This window comes from Cedecea sp. B1(4), from assembly GCF_059414925.1.
In genome coordinates, this window is sequence record NZ_JCAHMZ010000012.1 from 45,415 (window position 1) to 61,501 (window position 16,087).

Genomic DNA, 16,087 nt, shown 5'->3' on the forward strand with positions numbered 1-16,087 from the left:
CTCACCCGAACCACTTACTTTAGTAAGCTCATTGGGCTGAGTTATTTTGCCGCCTTGCTGTGACCTGAATGATTTAGAGGATGGGTAGCATTTAATCCAAACACTGAGCAAGGAACGAACATGCAAGCGGCAACCGTCGTCATTAACCGCCGCGCTCTGCGACACAACCTGCAACGCCTTCGCGAACTGGCTCCGAACAGTCGCCTGGTGGCAGTCGTGAAAGCAAACGCCTATGGGCATGGTCTGCTGGAGACCGCCCGCACCTTAGAAAACGCCGATGCCTTCGGCGTGGCCCGCCTCGAAGAAGCCCTGCGCCTGCGGGAAGGTGGCATCACTAAACCCGTTCTGCTGCTGGAAGGGTTCTTCAATGCTGAAGACTTGCCGACGATTGCCGCCCAAAACTTCCAGACGGCGATCCACAGCATTCAACAGCTGGAAGCGCTAGAGCAGGCCGATCTCAGCCAGCCCATCACCGTCTGGATGAAGCTGGACACCGGGATGCACCGCCTCGGCGTGCGCCCGGAAGAGGCCGAAGCTTTCTATCAGCGCCTGGCCGCCTGCAAAAACGTCAGCCAACCGGTAAACGTGGTAAGCCACTTTGCCCGTGCCGATGAGCCGGAGTCCGACGCCACCCCGCGCCAGCTCGACATCTTCAATTCTTTCACAGCAGGCAAGCCGGGGCAGCGTTCTATCGCCGCCTCGGGCGGCATTCTGCTGTGGCCCGACTCGCATATGGACTGGGTTCGCCCCGGCATCATCCTGTACGGCGTTTCGCCGCTGGAACAAAAGCCGTGGGGTGAAGACTTTGGTTTCCAGCCGGTGATGTCTTTAACCTCGAGCCTGATCGCGGTTCGCGGCCATAAAGCCGGGGAGCCGGTTGGCTACGGTGGGACCTGGACTGCCGAGCGTGACACCTGCCTTGGCGTGGTGGCTATGGGCTACGGTGACGGCTACCCGCGTAGCGCGCCGTCCGGCACGCCGGTGCTGATCAATGGTCGCGAAGTGCCCATTGTGGGGCGCGTTGCCATGGACATGATTTGCGTCGATTTAGGCCCGGATGCAGCCGATAAACCGGGCGATAGTGCAGTGCTGTGGGGTGAAGGTTTGCCGGTCGAACGCATCGCCGAATATTCGAATGTAAGTGCTTACGAACTTATCACTCGCCTGACTTCAAGGGTAACAATGAAGTATCTGGACTGAGTGTCCTCGCCTGGTTTACAGTGGAAATCCGCGAACTGTAAACCAGGAGAACCTCACCGTGTTTCAAAAAGTTGACGCCTATGCTGGCGACCCGATCCTTTCCCTCATGGAACGCTTTAAAGTCGATCCGCGCAGCGACAAGGTCAACCTCAGCATCGGCCTCTATTACAATGAAGACGGGGTGATCCCGCAGTTACAGGCCGTGGCAGAAGCAGAAGCTCGCCTGAACGCGCAGGCTCACGGCGCCTCTCTCTATTTACCGATGGAAGGCCTGAACAGCTACCGTAGCGCCATCGCGCCGCTGCTGTTTGGTGCTAACCACCCGGCGCTGGTGGAAGGTCGCATTGCCACCGTGCAAACGCTCGGGGGGTCCGGTGCCTTAAAAATTGGCGCTGACTTCCTGAAAACCTATTTCCCTGATTCACAGGTATGGGTCAGCGATCCAACCTGGGAAAACCACGTCGCCATCTTTGAAGGCGCGGGTTTCACCGTGAATACTTACCCGTGGTTCGATAGCGCAACCAACGGCGTGCGCTTTGAGGCGCTGCTGGAAAAACTGAATACGCTGCCTGAACTTAGCGTCGTGCTGCTGCACCCTTGCTGCCACAACCCAACCGGCTCAGATCTCACCGACAGCCAGTGGGATTCCGTCACGGAAGTTCTTAAAGCACGCAACCTGATCCCGTTCCTCGATATCGCCTATCAGGGCTTTGGCGCGGGTATGGAGCAGGATGCCTATGCCATCCGCGCCATAGCCTCCTCCGGGCAGCCGATGCTGGTCAGCAATTCCTTCTCTAAAATCTTCTCTCTCTATGGCGAACGCGTGGGCGGGCTTTCCGTAGTTTGCGAAGACAGCGATGCCGCAGGGCGAGTGCTGGGTCAGCTCAAAGCTACCGTGCGCCGCAACTACTCCAGCCCGCCTAACTTTGGGGCGCAGGTCGTGGCGACCGTTCTGAATGACGAGAAGCTGAAAGCGAGCTGGATTGCCGAAGTGGAAACCATGCGCGTGCGTATTCTGGAAATGCGCCAGGTGCTGGTGGAAGTGCTGAATAAAGCTGTGCCGGGGCGCAACTTTGACTACCTGGTGAAACAGCGCGGCATGTTTAGCTACACTGGGCTAAGCGCGGCTCAGGCCGACCGCCTGCGTGATGAGTTTGGCATTTACCTGCTCACCAGTGGTCGTATCTGCGTTGCCGGGCTTAATCACAGCAACGTTCAGCGCGTGGCGCAGGCGTTCGCTGCAGTGATGTAAGTGCTCGCTAACTTTATTTAGTTACCGCATGTTCTCTTTTTCCTCTCCCGTTTGGGAGAGGAAATTCCTGCTCTATTCTGTGACCCTGCCTATTTTCTCTGACATAAAACTGAAAAAAATCTTTGTCGATCGGTCCCCGGCAGGTATGGTCGGAAGGCTTTATGGCAAGGCTGCTCATTTTAACAACGACTAAAAACAGAAAATAAAGGGAAAACAATGCGTAAGATCGCCCTGGCACTCAGTGCCGTCTGCCTGCTGGCAGGCTTCAATCATGCCGCTTTGGCAACCGAATCCGCCCCCGCTCCGCTGAATCCTGGCGTCACCGTGGCGCAGCTTGCGCAGCAGGTGCCAATCCACTGGGTTTCCGTGGCACAAATTGAAAATAGCCTGCTTGGCCGCGCGCCTATCGCCGTTGGGTTTGATATCGACGATACCGTGCTGTTTTCCAGCCCGGGCTTTTATCGCGGGCAAAAAGAGTTCTCGCCGGGTAAGCAGGACTACCTGAAAAACCCGGCTTTCTGGGAAAAGATGAACAACGGCTGGGATGACTTCAGCATGCCTAAAGAGGTGGCAAAAAGCCTGATCACCATGCACCTCAAGCGCGGTGACAGCGTGTACTTTGTGACCGGACGCAGCCAGACCAAAACCGAAACCGTCACCAAAACCCTGCAAAACGACTTCCTGATCCCGGAGCCGAGCGTCAATCCGGTGATCTTTGCCGGCGATAAAGAAGGCCAGAACACCAAAACGCAGTGGCTGAAAGAGAAGAAAATCAAAATCTTCTACGGCGATTCAGACAACGACATCACCGCGGCCCAGGACGTCGGCGCGCGCGGCATTCGTATCCTGCGAGCCTCCAACTCCAGCTACCAGCCGCTGCCGAAAGCAGGCTCGTTTGGCGAAGAGGTTATCGTCAACTCCGAGTACTGATCCCGGCCAGAAAAGCGGCAGCTAACATAAATGGTCTGCCGTTTTTTTAATCAATCCCCTCGTCTGTTATCCGCTTTTGGCGCACACTTAATGCTGCCGCGAATGCTTCCGGTAAACGTTCAGGACGAGGAAATGAAGATGACCCATTCGGATCTTTTAGAGTACTGCATGAAAAAACCCGGCGCAGAGCAGAGCGTGCACAGCGACTGGAAGGCCACGCAAATCAAAGTCGGCGATGTGCTGTTTGCCATGGTGCATGCGGAGAACCAGCGCCCGGCAGTCTCCCTCAAAGCCACGCCCGATCTGGCAGAGCTTTTGCGTCAGCAGCATCAGGACGTCTTCCCCAGCGCCCATTTGAATAAGGCGCACTGGAGCACGCTTTACCTGGACGGCTCGCTGCCCGGTTCGCAAATTTATTATCTGGTGGATGCTTCGTATCAGCAGGCGGTGGCATTGCTGCCTGAGCAGGTCAGGCAGCAATTGTCGGTTTGACTACTTCAGCAGTGGTTTGAGGAAACGCGCGGTATGAGAAGCTTCGCAGGTGGCGACGGTTTCCGGCGTGCCGGAGACCAGGATCTCGCCGCCGCCGCTGCCGCCTTCCGGCCCTAAGTCCACAATCCAGTCTGCGGTTTTAATCACGTCGAGGTTGTGTTCAATCACCACAATGGTATTGCCCTGATCCCTGAGCTGATGCAGCACTTCCAGCAGTTGCTGGATATCCGCAAAGTGCAGGCCGGTGGTCGGCTCATCGAGGATATACAGCGTCTGGCCGGTGCCACGCTTAGACAGCTCACGCGCCAGCTTAACGCGCTGTGCTTCACCGCCTGACAGCGTGGTCGCCGACTGGCCAAGCCGAATGTAGGACAGGCCCACGTCGATCAGCGTTTGCAGCTTACGCGCCAGCGCCGGAACGGCGTCGAAGAATTCGCGGGCATCTTCAATGGTCATATCCAGCACTTCGTGAATACTTTTGCCTTTGTACTTAATCTCCAGCGTTTCACGGTTATAGCGTTTGCCTTTGCACTGGTCGCACGGCACGTAGATATCCGGCAGGAAGTGCATTTCGACTTTGATTACGCCGTCGCCCTGGCAGGCTTCGCAGCGCCCGCCGCGAACGTTGAAGCTAAAGCGCCCCGGCGTATAGCCGCGCGAGCGCGCTTCCGGTACGCCAGCAAACAGCTCGCGCACGGGGGTGAACACGCCGGTGTAGGTCGCCGGGTTGGAACGAGGTGTGCGGCCAATCGGGCTTTGGTCAATGTCGATGACCTTATCGAAGTGCTCCAGGCCCTGAACTTCACGGTACGGTGCCGGTTCGGCGATTGTCGCCCCGTTCAGCTGGCGCTGGGCAATCGGGAACAGCGTGTCGTTAATCAGCGTCGACTTGCCGGAGCCGGATACCCCGGTAATACAGGTAAACAGCCCCACCGGCAGCGTCAGCGTGACGTCCTTCAGGTTGTTCCCCTTCGCGCCGGAGAGCTTGAGCACTTTTGACGGATCGGCAGCAACGCGCTGTTTCGGCACCGCAATCTCGCGTTTGCCGCTGAGGAACTGCCCGGTCAGGGATTCCGGCACCGCAATAATATCCTTCATGGTGCCTTCCGCAACCACCTGGCCGCCGTGCACGCCCGCGCCTGGACCAATATCGATAATATGGTCGGCGGCGCGAATAGCGTCTTCGTCGTGCTCAACCACAATCACCGTGTTGCCGAGGTTACGCAGGTGAATCAGCGTTTCCAGCAGGCGCTCGTTATCGCGCTGGTGTAGGCCGATGGACGGCTCATCCAGCACGTACATCACGCCAACCAGCCCGGCGCCAATCTGGCTTGCCAGACGAATACGTTGGGCTTCACCACCGGACAGCGTTTCTGCCGAACGGGAGAGAGAAAGGTAGTTCAGGCCGACGTTCACCAGGAACTTCAGGCGATCGCCGATCTCTTTCAGTACTTTTTCCGCGATTTGCGCACGCTGGCCGCTGAGCTTCATGTTCTGGAAGAATTCCATCGCATGGCCGATGCTCATGTCAGAAATCGTTGGCAGCGCGGTATTTTCTACAAATACATGGCGCGCTTCACGGCGCAGGCGCGTCCCTTCGCAGCTGGTGCAGGGGCGGTTGCTGATGAATTTCGCCAGCTCTTCGCGCACGGCGGAAGATTCGGTTTCTTTGTAGCGACGCTCCATGTTGTGTAGCACACCTTCGAACGGATGGCGGCGCACGGAGGTGTCCCCGCGGTCGTTCATGTACTTGAATTCGATAGTTTCTTTGCCCGAGCCGTGCAGCACAACTTTCTTCACCGCGTCGCTCAGCTCGTTCCACGGGGCTTCCACGTCGAACTTATAGTGATCGGCCAGCGAGCGCAGCATGGTGAAGTAATAGAAGTTTCGGCGATCCCAGCCACGGATAGCGCCACCGGCCAGCGACAGCTCGCCGTTTTGCACCACGCGATCGGGATCGAAATATTGCTGTACGCCCAGGCCGTCGCAGGTCGGGCAGGCACCGGCCGGGTTGTTAAAGGAGAACAGGCGCGGTTCCAGCTCGCGCATGCTATAGCCGCAGACCGGGCAGGCAAAGTTGGCGGAGAACAGCAGCTCTTCCGCTTTTTCATCGTCCATGTCGGCGACAACGGCAGACCCGCCGGACAGCTCCAGCGCGGTTTCAAATGACTCGGCCAGGCGCTGGGCGATGTCTTCACGTACCTTAAAGCGGTCGACGACCACTTCAATGGTGTGCTTCTTCTGTAGCTCTAATTTTGGCGGATCGGACAGGTCGCAGACTTCGCCGTCGATACGCGCACGGATATAGCCCTGGCTGGCCAGGTTTTCCAGCGTTTTGGCGTGTTCGCCTTTGCGATCTTTAATGATCGGCGCGAGCAGCATCAGGCGCTTGCCTTCCGGCTGCGCAAGCACGTTATCCACCATCTGGCTGACGGTTTGGGCCGCGAGCGGGATGTCGTGATCCGGGCAGCGCGGTTCGCCTACGCGGGCGTAAAGCAGACGCAGGTAGTCATGGATTTCCGTGATGGTGCCGACGGTGGAACGCGGGTTATGGGACGTGGATTTCTGTTCAATAGAAATCGCAGGAGATAACCCTTCGATATGGTCGACGTCCGGCTTCTCCATCAGCGACAGGAACTGACGCGCGTAAGCCGAAAGGGACTCAACGTAGCGACGCTGCCCTTCCGCGTACAGGGTGTCGAATGCCAGCGAGGATTTGCCTGAACCCGAAAGCCCGGTGACAACAATCAGTTTGTCGCGCGGGATGACGAGGTTGATATTTTTGAGATTGTGGGTGCGGGCGCCCCGAACTTCGATCTTATCCATTCACCTTTCCCGGAATAATGACTGCATGCGCCTAGTATGTATAGAGGTACAACCGACGGCCAGAAACGGCTAATTATGACACAATAAAACCTGAATGAATATCCAGTGTTTTAATGAAACGAGCTATACTTAGCCGACATTCTGGAATGTCCCTCGCAGCTATAAACATTGTGGGTGGCATAGTGTAGAATCCCCGGTTTAGACTATTTAAAAAACGTTTCAGGAGATACGAACATGGCCAGCAGAGGCGTAAACAAGGTGATTCTCGTTGGGAATCTGGGTCAGGACCCGGAAGTACGCTATATGCCAAATGGGGGCGCTGTCGCCAACATTACACTGGCCACGTCAGAGTCCTGGCGTGATAAGCAAACCGGCGAAACCAAAGAAAAAACCGAGTGGCACCGCGTAGTGCTGTTCGGCAAACTGGCCGAAGTGGCCGGTGAATACCTGCGTAAAGGCTCTCAGGTTTACATCGAAGGCGCACTGCAAACCCGTAAATGGACCGACCAGGCTGGCGTAGAAAAATACACTACCGAAGTTGTGGTTAACGTGGGCGGCACTATGCAGATGCTCGGCGGCCGTCAGGGCGGCGGCGCTCCGGCGGGCGGCAACGGCGGCCAGCAGCAGGGCGGTTGGGGTCAGCCTCAGCAGCCACAGGGCGGCAACCAGTTCAGCGGCGGCGCACAGTCTCGTCCGCAGCAGCAGAGCGCGCCAGCGCCATCTAACGAACCGCCAATGGATTTCGACGACGATATCCCGTTCTAATCCCCTCAGGGTGTAACCCTGTACGTGACGAACAAATAAAACCCTGCCTTGCAGGGTTTTTTCTATTATGGCGGCATGAAATCTGCCGGACAGGCGGCCCTCTGATAAGGAATATACTGTGGCATTTTTAGGTTTTGTCAGTGAGAGAGCGTGTCGGCGTCAGGCGGACGCCACGCCCTGGCTGCCTTCATTTAGCTTTTATGAAAAGCATCTCTCCCCGCCTATTGAAGGTTCGCCTGAAGCCATTATTCAGGCCGTTCTGGCGCTGAATATGGAAGACGATCCGGTTATCCGTCGGCTACTCCGTTTGCGCCAGCTCCCTCGCCGCCTGCGCCAGACATTGTTTAAGTCAGAGAGCGCGGAACCAGCCGATACCTTCGGGTTTGGCTCTTTCACTCTGCTGCATCAAAGCAGCCAGGAAGTCTCTTTCGGTTTGGCCGGGCGTTTCTGGCGACCGTTGCTTGACGTCGAGTCTCTGAAAGATGCCGAAGCCTTCCAGCATTTTGTCGACCCACGCGCGGCTAAGCTTGTCTTACGCTTTGATGTCACGCCTGAGAACAACGGCACGGCGGTATTACGTACCGAAACCTTTGTCTATTGCCCAACGCCGCGCGTGAAAGCCCTGTTCGCTCTCTATTGGATGCTCATTCGTCCGGCCAGTGGCTGGATCAGGCGGCGCACGCTACTCTCTATCCAGCGAAAGCTGGCGGCAGACACTAATCACAGGTCAGGCAATGACAGACAAAATTGATGGCGTTCTGCGCCCCGAGCACATTATTCCGTTCCCTGATTCCATCAGCGATGAGGCGCAGGCCGTTCTGCGTCGGCAGGTTGATGAGCATGGCTTACCCCACAACGCGCGCTTTGCGATGCCCTCCCACACCGACGGCGAAGCCTGGAAACAGATTCAGGCCACTTCGGCGGCCTGGTATGCCGAAGCCATTAAATCCAGGTCAGCGAGCGGTGAGCCGGACCCGCAGACGCTGCAGATTGAGCAGGCCACGGTGCATATTGCCACGCCCGGCGCGCTGGCTTCGGAGTATCATGTTCTGGTGGATCTCCACGGCGGGGCGTTTACCTTTGGCGGGGGGGAAGCCTGCAAGGCCAGCGCCAGCACCCAAGCTGGGCAGTATGGGATCCGTTGCTACAGCGTCGATTACCGCATGCCGCCTGAACATCCTTTTCCGGCCGCGCTGGATGATTGCCTGGCCACATACCGTTACCTGCTGGAGCGATATGCCCCGGAAAATATCGTGATTGCCGGGCGTTCGGCGGGCGGTAATCTGGCCGCTGCGATGGTGCTGAGGGCGCGTGATGAAGGCTTGCCGTTGCCGGGTGCGTTAGTGCTGCTGTCCCCGGAGGCAGACCTGACCGAGTCCGGCGACAGCTTCCAGGTGAATCAGATTGTGGATGTGGTGCTGCCGGGGTCGTTAAGGGAAAACAACCTGCTCTATGCCGCGGGGGCTGAGTTAACGCATCCTTATCTTTCGCCGCTGTTTGGCGATTTTACCCGTGGTTTCCCGGCAACATTGATTCAAAGCGGCACGCGGGATTTATTCCTGTCAAATGCGGTGAGGCTGCACCGGGCGTTGAGGAAAGTGAACGTCGAAGCCGAGCTGCACGTCTTTGAGGCGATGCCGCACGGTGGATTTATGGGAACGCCTGAAGACAGAGAGTTGGTTGCTGAGGTGGCGAAATTTATTCGACGCCAGCTCAGGCTGGAGAACTAAAAACAATAAAAAAGCCGGCGGCGAAGGATCGCGACCGGCTTTTATTCATTACGCTAACATTACGCGTTCAGCAGCGGCTCTGCAGTTTTCTCCACCAGCGCCAGCAGGACTTTGACATCCTCCAGGGTGACGGTTGGGTTCAGCAGGGTCAGCTTCAGGCAGGTCACGCCGTTATGCTCGGTCACGCCAACGTTCGCACGGCCAGACTCCAGCAGCGCATCGCCGATTTTCTGGTTCAGCAGCGCGATTTCAGCATCGCTGCGGCCAGCCAGGCTTGCCGGACGGAAGCGGAACAGCACGCTGGCCAGCTGAGGCTGCATCACCAGCTCCAGAGCTGCGTGGTCAGCCACATAGGCCGCTACATTCTTCGCCATGGTCACGCCGTGATCGATAATTTCAGCGTACTGTTTCTGGCCCAGCGCCTCCAGGCCCATCCATAGCTTCAGAGCGTCAAAGCGGCGGGTGGTCTGCAGCGACTTGGACACCAGGTTCGGTACGCCTTGCTCTTCGTCGAACTCGGAGTTCAGGTAGGCCGCCTGGTAGCGCATCAGCTCGTAGTGGCGAGCATCTTTCAGCAGGAACGCGCCGCAGCTGATGGTCTGGAAGAACTGCTTGTGGAAGTCCAGGGTAACGGAGTCCACCAGCTCCAGGCCGTTCAGGTAATCGCGATACTTCTCGGACAGCAGCAGTGCGCCGCCCCAGGCTGCATCAACGTGGACCCAGATCTGGTGCTCTGCGGCCAGCTTCGCAATGTCGCTCAGCGGGTCGATAGCGCCTGCATCGGTCGTACCGGCAGTGGCGACGATAGCCATGATCTGCTCGCCGTTCGCTTGCGCCTGGGCGATTTTAGCCGCCAGGTCGGTAACGTCCATACGGGCAAACTCATCGGTTTTCACCAGCGTGACTGACTGGTAGCCCATGCCCATTAGCGCCATGTTTTTCTGCACGGAGAAGTGGGCATTTTCAGAGCACAGTACTCTGATTTTGCGGATATCACCGGTCAGACCATCCTGCTGGACAGAGTGGCCCTGGCGCGCAAAGTAAGCGTCACGCGCCAGCATCAGGCCCATCAGATTGCTCTGGGTCCCGCCGCTGGTGAACACGCCCGCGTCGCCAGGCTGATAACCGACCTGCGCGCGCAGCCATTCGATCAGCTTCATCTCAATGATGGTCGCCGACGGGCTTTGGTCCCAGGAGTCCATGCTCTGGTTGGTGGCGTTGATCAGCACTTCTGCGGCCTGGCTAACCACCAGGCTTGGGCAGTGCAGGTGCGCCACGCACTGCGGGTGATGCACCAGCAGGCTGTCTTTTAAGAAATACTCAATCGCGCGTTCAATCGCGACCTGGTTGCCCAGGCCCTGAGGATTGAAGTCGAGCTGAATGCGTTCTTTCAGCTCGGCGACGGTTTTGCCCTGGTACATCTGGGGCTGCTGCAGCCATTCCACTACGGCTTGGCTGGTCTGGGCGATCGCCTGCTGGTATTCCTCAATGCTCTGGGCAGAGGAGGCCAGAATCGGGTTAGATCGGGACATATTTATTACTCCAGTCAGACAGCTTTTGCGCCAGCGGCTAACAAGGCTTTTTCAAATTTACTCAGGAAGATTTCCAGCTCGTCATCGCTGATCAGCAGGGACGGCAGCAGGCGCAGCACGCAGCCGTTACGGCCACCGCGCTCCAGAATCAGGCCCGCCTCGAAGCATTTTTTCTGAATCAAAGCAGACAGCGCGCCGTCAGCCGGGTAGCAACCCATGTGATCCTGTGCTTCTTCTGGCTTAACGATCTCAATGCCGAGCATCAGGCCCAGGCCGCGAACGTGGCCGATAGCCGGGTAGCGTTTCTGCAGATCGTACAGTTTGCCTTTCAGCCATTCGCCCTGAGCGGCAACTTTGTCTGCGACTTTGTTGTCTTTCAGGTACTTCAGGGTGGTCAGGCCGGTCGCCATCGCCAACTGGTTGCCGCGGAAGGTGCCGGTGTGGTGGCCAGGTTCCCAGGCATCGATCTCTTTTCTCAGGCCCAATACGGCCAGCGGCAGACCGCCGCCAACGGCTTTGGACATCACGATGATGTCTGGCTCGATGCCAGCGTGTTCGTAGGCGAACAGCTTGCCGGTACGGGCAAAGCCAGCCTGAACTTCATCGATGATCAGCACGATGCCGTGCTCTTTGGTCACTTTACGGATGCGCTGCAGCCACTCGGCAGGCGCCGGGTTCACGCCGCCTTCGCCCTGAACGGCTTCGAGGATCACGGCCGCAGGTTTGCGCACTCCGCTTTCAACGTCGTTGATCAGGTTGTCGAAGTAATAGGTCAGCGCTTTCACGCCCGCGTCGCCGCCAATGCCCAGCGGGCAGCGGTATTCGTGCGGGTATGGCAGGAACTGTACTTCCGGCATCAGGCCGTTAATGGCCGCTTTCGGAGACAGGTTGCCGGTCACGGACAGCGCGCCGTGGGTCATCCCGTGGTAGCCGCCGGAGAAGCTGATCACGCCGCTGCGGCCGGTGTGTTTCTTAGCTAGCTTGATAGCGGCTTCTACTGCGTCCGCGCCGGATGGGCCACAGAACTGCAGGCAGTACTCTTTACCCTGGCTCGGCAGTAAAGAGAGCAGGTATTCTGAGAACTCGTCTTTTAACGGCGTAGTCAGATCCAAAGTATGTAACGGCAAGCCGCTGGTAATGACGTTTTGGATGCTTTGCAGGATGTCAGGATGGTTGTGGCCAAGCGCCAACGTGCCCGCACCGGCCAGACAGTCAAGGTAACGATTACCTTCCACGTCGATGATCCAGGCGCCCTGGGCTTTGGCTATAGCGAACGGTAATTTGCGCGGGTAACTTCTGACATTCGATTCGAATTCAGCCTGTCGTGCCAAATAGGTTTCGTTGGTAGCGTTTGCAGATTTTGCATCTAAAGTATCAATACGGACTTTATCCGTCATCATATCTCTCCTACAACCGTCGGCATGAGCGCAGCGGCTGAATTAAGTAAACAATACTCATCATGCTTCAAGTTGAAACTCGAATTATCCAGAGTATAGGTATGGGTTAGGGTGCATAAAACGCCGCCAATATATGGCTTTTTACCCCCCCACTCAATCATTTATTTTTTTCAATTTTTTTAATTTAAAATCAATGAATTGAAGACTCTTTTGACGGGTATCCAGACATCCGATCTGTCAACTATTGGCAATGGCAGGAAAAAAAGCCCCCTGAAAGGCCTAATTTTGCGTATTAAAACGGTCTGGACAGACCAGGTTTTGCTGGATAGAAATAATTAACAACAAAAAATTACCCCGGGACATTGATTGGCAACTGGGGTTGCACTTTTTACCCGTAAACCTGGCGCTGGTTCAGCTTTAACGGCAAAAAACGCTCACCTGTTTTTCAATAATGTCTGCCAGGCAATCCCGAATCGGGTTAGGTTCAGATGAGGCTCTTGGTAGACAAATGCCTAATGAAGGGAGAGCGGGAAGCGTCTGGATCATCGGGAGATCGGCAGGTTTTCCTACCTGCGTTCTTGGCGTCACGCCTAATCCGGCTCGCGCCGCTGCCCAAAGGCCGTTCAGACTGCTGCTGGTAAAGGCTATCCGCCAGGGGATCCCTGCACAATCCAGTGCCTCAATGGCGTGAAGGCGTAAAATACAGGGAGCATCAAAAACCACTAAAGGTAGCGGCTGCCCATTGGCGAGGCATGCCTCTACCTGCTCGGGGATGCCCATCCAGTGCAGAGGAATTTTACCGATCTCATTCTCTGCGCAGGCCGATGGCGTTTGCCAGAGTAAAGCCAAATCCAGCTGCGAATGGTTGAGGGCGGACTCCAGCTCTGCGTTTCGTGCGATGCGTGCCTCAAGAATGACGGCAGGGTGGGCGCGACTAAATGACCCAAGAACGTCGGTTAACAAGCCCTCGCCAAAATCCTCCTGAAACCCTACCCGTAAGAGCCCACTCAGCTGTGTGTCTCCCACCGCAGCCATTGCGGCATCATTCAGCTCCAGCAGGCGTTTCGCATAACTCAACACAATTTCGCCCGTTGGCGTCAGCGTCAGGCCCCGGCCTGATTTTTTGACGACCGGCGTTCCGACCTGATCTTCCAGTTTCTTCAACTGGGCGCTGACCGCTGAGGTTGATCGCCCCAGCCGGTCCGCTGCCCGGGCAAAGCTGCCGAGCGCCATGCCGGTCACAAAGGTGCGGAGAACGTCGAGATCTAAATTCGTCATAATTATTGTCCTGAAAATCAGGATTATTGGTCAAAAAATATCTGATTTTTAGAATGATACTCAATGAGTATGCTCAGGTTGTCAACAACAGCCGGGAGGCTTCATGGGCGAAACATCACACGACATTCAACGGGTTTTGAGCCGGTCGCCAAAACTTGCCAGTATGAGCAACGACTTGTTATTTATGGATATCTGGGAAAGACTGGAACTGAATAAACGCGATCGCAGCCTGATCACCGTGGCGGCGCTGCTGGCATTGTACCGGCTTGAACAGTTGCCTATTCATCTCGAGTTAGCTCGCAAAAATGGCGTCAGCGATGAGGAGTTAAGCGAGCTGATTACCCATCTGGCTTTTTATGCGGGCTGGCCTGCCGCCCACAGCGCGCTAAAAGTACTGGATAAGCTGATCGTCGGATGCCGTCGGGAGGAGCAATAAATGCCGGTACTTCATGTCACCTTATTGAAAGGAAAAACGGAGGCCAGGCTGGCGGCGGTTTCATCCAGCATACAGCGGGCGCTGGTGGAGGCATTTGATGTGCCGGAGGCGGATCTGTTTCAGGTTTTTCACGAGCAAGATAAATCAGCGTTGCGGTTTGATCGCCACTATATGGCGGGGCCGCGCAGCGATGACTGGCTTCTGATTGAGATAACGGCCGGTAAGCCACGAAGTACTGAGATGAAGCAGTGTTTTTACCGGGCCATCACCGAGCAACTTGCCGAGTCACCGGGTATTCAGCCCAACGACGTTATGGTCGTCATTCGCCATAACAATGCTGAGGACTGGTCGTTTGGTGGGGGCAAGGCGAGTTTGCTCCCGGAGTAAGATCTACCCCTTAAAATCGCTGGGCGCGGGGGAGCCATCGCTGTATATTTTTATACACAACGATCATAAGGACTCCCGCCGTGAACCGATTTACCCGCCGCCTGACGCTGGGCGCACTATTAGTACTTTCCCCGCTCGCCGCGCTGGCGAACCGCACGCTCACCGACCAGCTTGGCCGCCAGGTCACTATCCCCGACGAGGTTAACCGCGTGGTGGTGCTTCAGCACCAAACGCTCAATCTGTTGGTGCAAATGAACGCCACCGACAAAGTGGTTGGCATTCTGGCGAACTGGAAGCAGCAGCTTGGCAGCGGCTATGCGCGCCTGGCGCCGGAGCTTGAGCACAAAGCTCAACTGGGCGATTTAACCAGCGTGGACACCGAAAAGCTGGTGGCGCTGCACCCTCAGGTGGTGTTCGTCACCAACTATGCACCGCAGGAGATGATCGACAGCATTAGCAAACTCGGCATCCCGGTGGTCGCGATTTCGCTGCGTCACGACGCACCAGGCGAGCAGGGTAAGCTGAACCCGTCAATGCAGGATGAAGAGCCAGCCTATAATCTCGGGCTGAAAGAAGGCATCGAGCTGATTGGCGAAGTGGTTAATAAAGAGAAACAGGCCAAAGCGCTGGTCGACGCCACTTTTGCCGAGCGCAAGCTGGTCAGCGACCGCCTGAAAGACATCCCGGCAGACCAGCGGGTGCGGGCTTATATGGCCAATCCTGACCTGACCACCTACGGCTCCGGGAAATATACCGGCCTGATGATGGCCCACGCGGGCGCATTGAACGTGGCGGCGTCCACCGTGAAAGGCTTCAGGCAGGTGTCGATGGAGCAGGTGATCGCCTGGGATCCGCAGGTGATCTTCGTGCAGGATCGTTACCCTAAAGTGGTGGATGAGATCGTCAGCAAGCCCGAGTGGCAGCCGATCGACGCGGTGAAAAGCCATCAGGTCTGGCTGATGCCGGAATACGTCAAAGCCTGGGGCTACCCGATGCCGGAAGCGATGGCGATCGGCGAGCTGTGGATGGCGAAAAAACTGTATCCCGCCAGATTCAAAGACATCGACATGAAGAAAGTGGCCGACAGCTGGTATCAGCGTTTTTACCGCACCCACTATGAAGGCGTTGAGTAATGACGCTGCAAATTCTGGCGGCGGGAAGCCTGCGGCGGGTCTGGCAGCCGCTTATGGCCCAGTTTGAGCAGGAAACTAGCTTGCCGACAGAGACGCAATTTGGGCCAGCGGGCCTGCTAAGAGCCCGTATAGAAGCCGGTGAAAACTGTTCGCTGTTTGCGTCGGCAAACATGGCGCACCCGCACACGCTGCTGGAGCGGGGCAAAGCTCGGGTGGTTCAGCGGTTTGCCGGGAACGCCCTTTGCCTGACGGCGGCGGCGCACTGCGTTGAGGAGCAAAGTACTTGGCTAACGCTATTGAGCAATCCGGCCTTACGTATTGGCACCTCCACGCCGGGCAGCGATCCGTCCGGGGATTATACCTGGCAGTTCTTTGCCAGATTTGAAGCTGAATTTGGCATCGCCCTGCAGCCGCGAGCCTTAGCTCTGGTTGGCGGACCGGACACGCAGGCCGTGCCCGATGGCAGGCTTGCGGCGCAGTGGCTTATTGCCAGCGGCCAGGCCGATCTGATGATTGGTTACCGAAGCTATGCCGCAGCGCTGCAGGCCCATCGTGAACTGCGGGTGTTCGAGATCCCGGCGTCCTACAATATTCAGGCCGATTATGGGCTGGCGGTGTGCGATGAACGGGCGGAGCCGCTACGGGCGTTCCTGGTCTCGGACGCTGCGCGGCAAATACTGCGGGATTACGGCTTTGTCGTCTGAAAGTAAAAAACCGCCGATGAGGCGG

15 protein-coding genes are annotated in these 16,087 nt (G+C 56.9%); 11 read left to right on the forward strand and 4 right to left on the reverse strand.

The window, feature by feature from the left end; all coding sequences use genetic code 11:
- Window positions 1–120: 120 nt before the first annotated feature.
- The 4 genes from alr to ACR6JA_RS20440 all read left to right on the forward strand — a co-directional run bounded on the left by alr (window position 121) and on the right by ACR6JA_RS20440 (window position 3,874).
- Window positions 121–1,200, forward strand: a complete 1,080-nt coding sequence (gene alr / locus ACR6JA_RS20425; RefSeq protein WP_008455820.1) for an alanine racemase — start codon at window positions 121–123, stop codon at window positions 1,198–1,200.
- Window positions 1,201–1,258: 58 nt separating this feature from the next.
- Complete coding sequence (locus ACR6JA_RS20430) at window positions 1,259–2,452, forward strand: amino acid aminotransferase (RefSeq protein ID WP_494494268.1); 1,194 nt, start codon at window positions 1,259–1,261, stop codon at window positions 2,450–2,452.
- Between the two features lie 216 nt (window positions 2,453–2,668).
- Window positions 2,669–3,382: an acid phosphatase AphA gene (aphA, locus tag ACR6JA_RS20435; protein ID WP_008455816.1), complete on the forward strand. Its 714-nt coding sequence runs from the start codon at window positions 2,669–2,671 to the stop codon at window positions 3,380–3,382.
- 138 nt (window positions 3,383–3,520) lie between these two features.
- Window positions 3,521–3,874 (forward strand): MmcQ/YjbR family DNA-binding protein, encoded by a 354-nt coding sequence (locus tag ACR6JA_RS20440; protein WP_008455815.1) that lies wholly within the window; start codon window positions 3,521–3,523, stop codon window positions 3,872–3,874.
- Here ACR6JA_RS20440 and uvrA read toward each other — a convergent pair whose 3' ends face one another.
- Window positions 3,875–6,700, reverse strand: coding sequence for an excinuclease ABC subunit UvrA (gene uvrA, locus ACR6JA_RS20445; protein WP_008455814.1), 2,826 nt, complete (start codon window positions 6,698–6,700; stop codon window positions 3,875–3,877). It abuts the gene before it with no gap.
- 234 nt (window positions 6,701–6,934) lie between these two features.
- Here uvrA and ssb1 point away from each other — a divergent pair, with 234 nt between their 5' ends.
- The 3 genes from ssb1 to ACR6JA_RS20460 all read left to right on the forward strand — a co-directional run bounded on the left by ssb1 (window position 6,935) and on the right by ACR6JA_RS20460 (window position 9,195).
- Entirely contained in the window at window positions 6,935–7,465 is a 531-nt protein-coding gene (gene ssb1 / locus ACR6JA_RS20450) for a single-stranded DNA-binding protein SSB1 (RefSeq protein ID WP_008455813.1), read from the forward strand.
- Window positions 7,466–7,583: 118 nt separating this feature from the next.
- Entirely contained in the window at window positions 7,584–8,216 is a 633-nt protein-coding gene (locus ACR6JA_RS20455) for a hypothetical protein (RefSeq protein ID WP_494494267.1), read from the forward strand.
- The gene (locus ACR6JA_RS20460; RefSeq protein ID WP_494494266.1) at window positions 8,200–9,195 is read left to right on the forward strand and encodes an alpha/beta hydrolase; all 996 of its coding nucleotides are present in this window, start codon (window positions 8,200–8,202) and stop codon (window positions 9,193–9,195) included. Before ACR6JA_RS20455 ends, ACR6JA_RS20460 begins: the two co-directional genes overlap by 17 nt.
- A gap of 59 nt (window positions 9,196–9,254) precedes the next feature.
- On the opposite strand, the gene ACR6JA_RS20465 is transcribed toward ACR6JA_RS20460, so the two are convergent.
- The 3 genes from ACR6JA_RS20465 to ACR6JA_RS20475 form a co-directional block, all read right to left on the reverse strand.
- The gene (locus tag ACR6JA_RS20465) at window positions 9,255–10,727 is read right to left on the reverse strand and encodes a pyridoxal phosphate-dependent decarboxylase family protein (RefSeq protein WP_213714897.1); all 1,473 of its coding nucleotides are present in this window, start codon (window positions 10,725–10,727) and stop codon (window positions 9,255–9,257) included.
- Between the two features lie 14 nt (window positions 10,728–10,741).
- A complete protein-coding gene (locus tag ACR6JA_RS20470) occupies window positions 10,742–12,127 on the reverse strand; it encodes a diaminobutyrate--2-oxoglutarate transaminase (protein WP_008455804.1) in 1,386 nt (461 codons plus the stop codon).
- 414 nt (window positions 12,128–12,541) lie between these two features.
- Entirely contained in the window at window positions 12,542–13,402 is an 861-nt protein-coding gene (locus ACR6JA_RS20475) for a LysR substrate-binding domain-containing protein (protein ID WP_213714895.1), read from the reverse strand.
- A 103-nt stretch (window positions 13,403–13,505) separates the two neighbouring features.
- Here ACR6JA_RS20475 and ACR6JA_RS20480 point away from each other — a divergent pair, with 103 nt between their 5' ends.
- The 4 genes from ACR6JA_RS20480 to modA all read left to right on the forward strand — a co-directional run bounded on the left by ACR6JA_RS20480 (window position 13,506) and on the right by modA (window position 16,062).
- Complete coding sequence (locus tag ACR6JA_RS20480; protein ID WP_494494265.1) at window positions 13,506–13,838, forward strand: carboxymuconolactone decarboxylase family protein; 333 nt, start codon at window positions 13,506–13,508, stop codon at window positions 13,836–13,838.
- The gene (locus ACR6JA_RS20485; protein WP_213714891.1) at window positions 13,839–14,225 is read left to right on the forward strand and encodes a tautomerase family protein; all 387 of its coding nucleotides are present in this window, start codon (window positions 13,839–13,841) and stop codon (window positions 14,223–14,225) included.
- Window positions 14,226–14,305: 80 nt separating this feature from the next.
- Complete coding sequence (locus tag ACR6JA_RS20490) at window positions 14,306–15,358, forward strand: ABC transporter substrate-binding protein (RefSeq protein ID WP_494494264.1); 1,053 nt, start codon at window positions 14,306–14,308, stop codon at window positions 15,356–15,358.
- Window positions 15,358–16,062, forward strand: a complete 705-nt coding sequence (gene modA, locus ACR6JA_RS20495; protein WP_494494263.1) for a molybdate ABC transporter substrate-binding protein — start codon at window positions 15,358–15,360, stop codon at window positions 16,060–16,062. The genes ACR6JA_RS20490 and modA overlap by 1 nt, the downstream gene beginning before the upstream one ends.
- The last annotated feature ends 25 nt before the right edge of the window (window positions 16,063–16,087 follow it).

Coding starts and splice junctions, on each gene's coding strand:
- alr (WP_008455820.1), top strand. CDS start 121: ATGCAAGCGGCAACCGTCGTCATTAACCGCCGCGCTCTGCGACACAAC.
- aphA (WP_008455816.1), top strand. CDS start 2,669: ATGCGTAAGATCGCCCTGGCACTCAGTGCCGTCTGCCTGCTGGCAGGC.
- ACR6JA_RS20440 (WP_008455815.1), top strand. CDS start 3,521: ATGACCCATTCGGATCTTTTAGAGTACTGCATGAAAAAACCCGGCGCA.
- uvrA (WP_008455814.1), bottom strand. CDS start 6,700: ATGGATAAGATCGAAGTTCGGGGCGCCCGCACCCACAATCTCAAAAAT.
- ssb1 (WP_008455813.1), top strand. CDS start 6,935: ATGGCCAGCAGAGGCGTAAACAAGGTGATTCTCGTTGGGAATCTGGGT.
- ACR6JA_RS20460 (WP_494494266.1), top strand. CDS start 8,200: ATGACAGACAAAATTGATGGCGTTCTGCGCCCCGAGCACATTATTCCG.
- ACR6JA_RS20465 (WP_213714897.1), bottom strand. CDS start 10,727: ATGTCCCGATCTAACCCGATTCTGGCCTCCTCTGCCCAGAGCATTGAG.
- ACR6JA_RS20470 (WP_008455804.1), bottom strand. CDS start 12,127: ATGATGACGGATAAAGTCCGTATTGATACTTTAGATGCAAAATCTGCA.
- ACR6JA_RS20475 (WP_213714895.1), bottom strand. CDS start 13,402: ATGACGAATTTAGATCTCGACGTTCTCCGCACCTTTGTGACCGGCATG.
- ACR6JA_RS20480 (WP_494494265.1), top strand. CDS start 13,506: ATGGGCGAAACATCACACGACATTCAACGGGTTTTGAGCCGGTCGCCA.
- ACR6JA_RS20485 (WP_213714891.1), top strand. CDS start 13,839: ATGCCGGTACTTCATGTCACCTTATTGAAAGGAAAAACGGAGGCCAGG.
- modA (WP_494494263.1), top strand. CDS start 15,358: ATGACGCTGCAAATTCTGGCGGCGGGAAGCCTGCGGCGGGTCTGGCAG.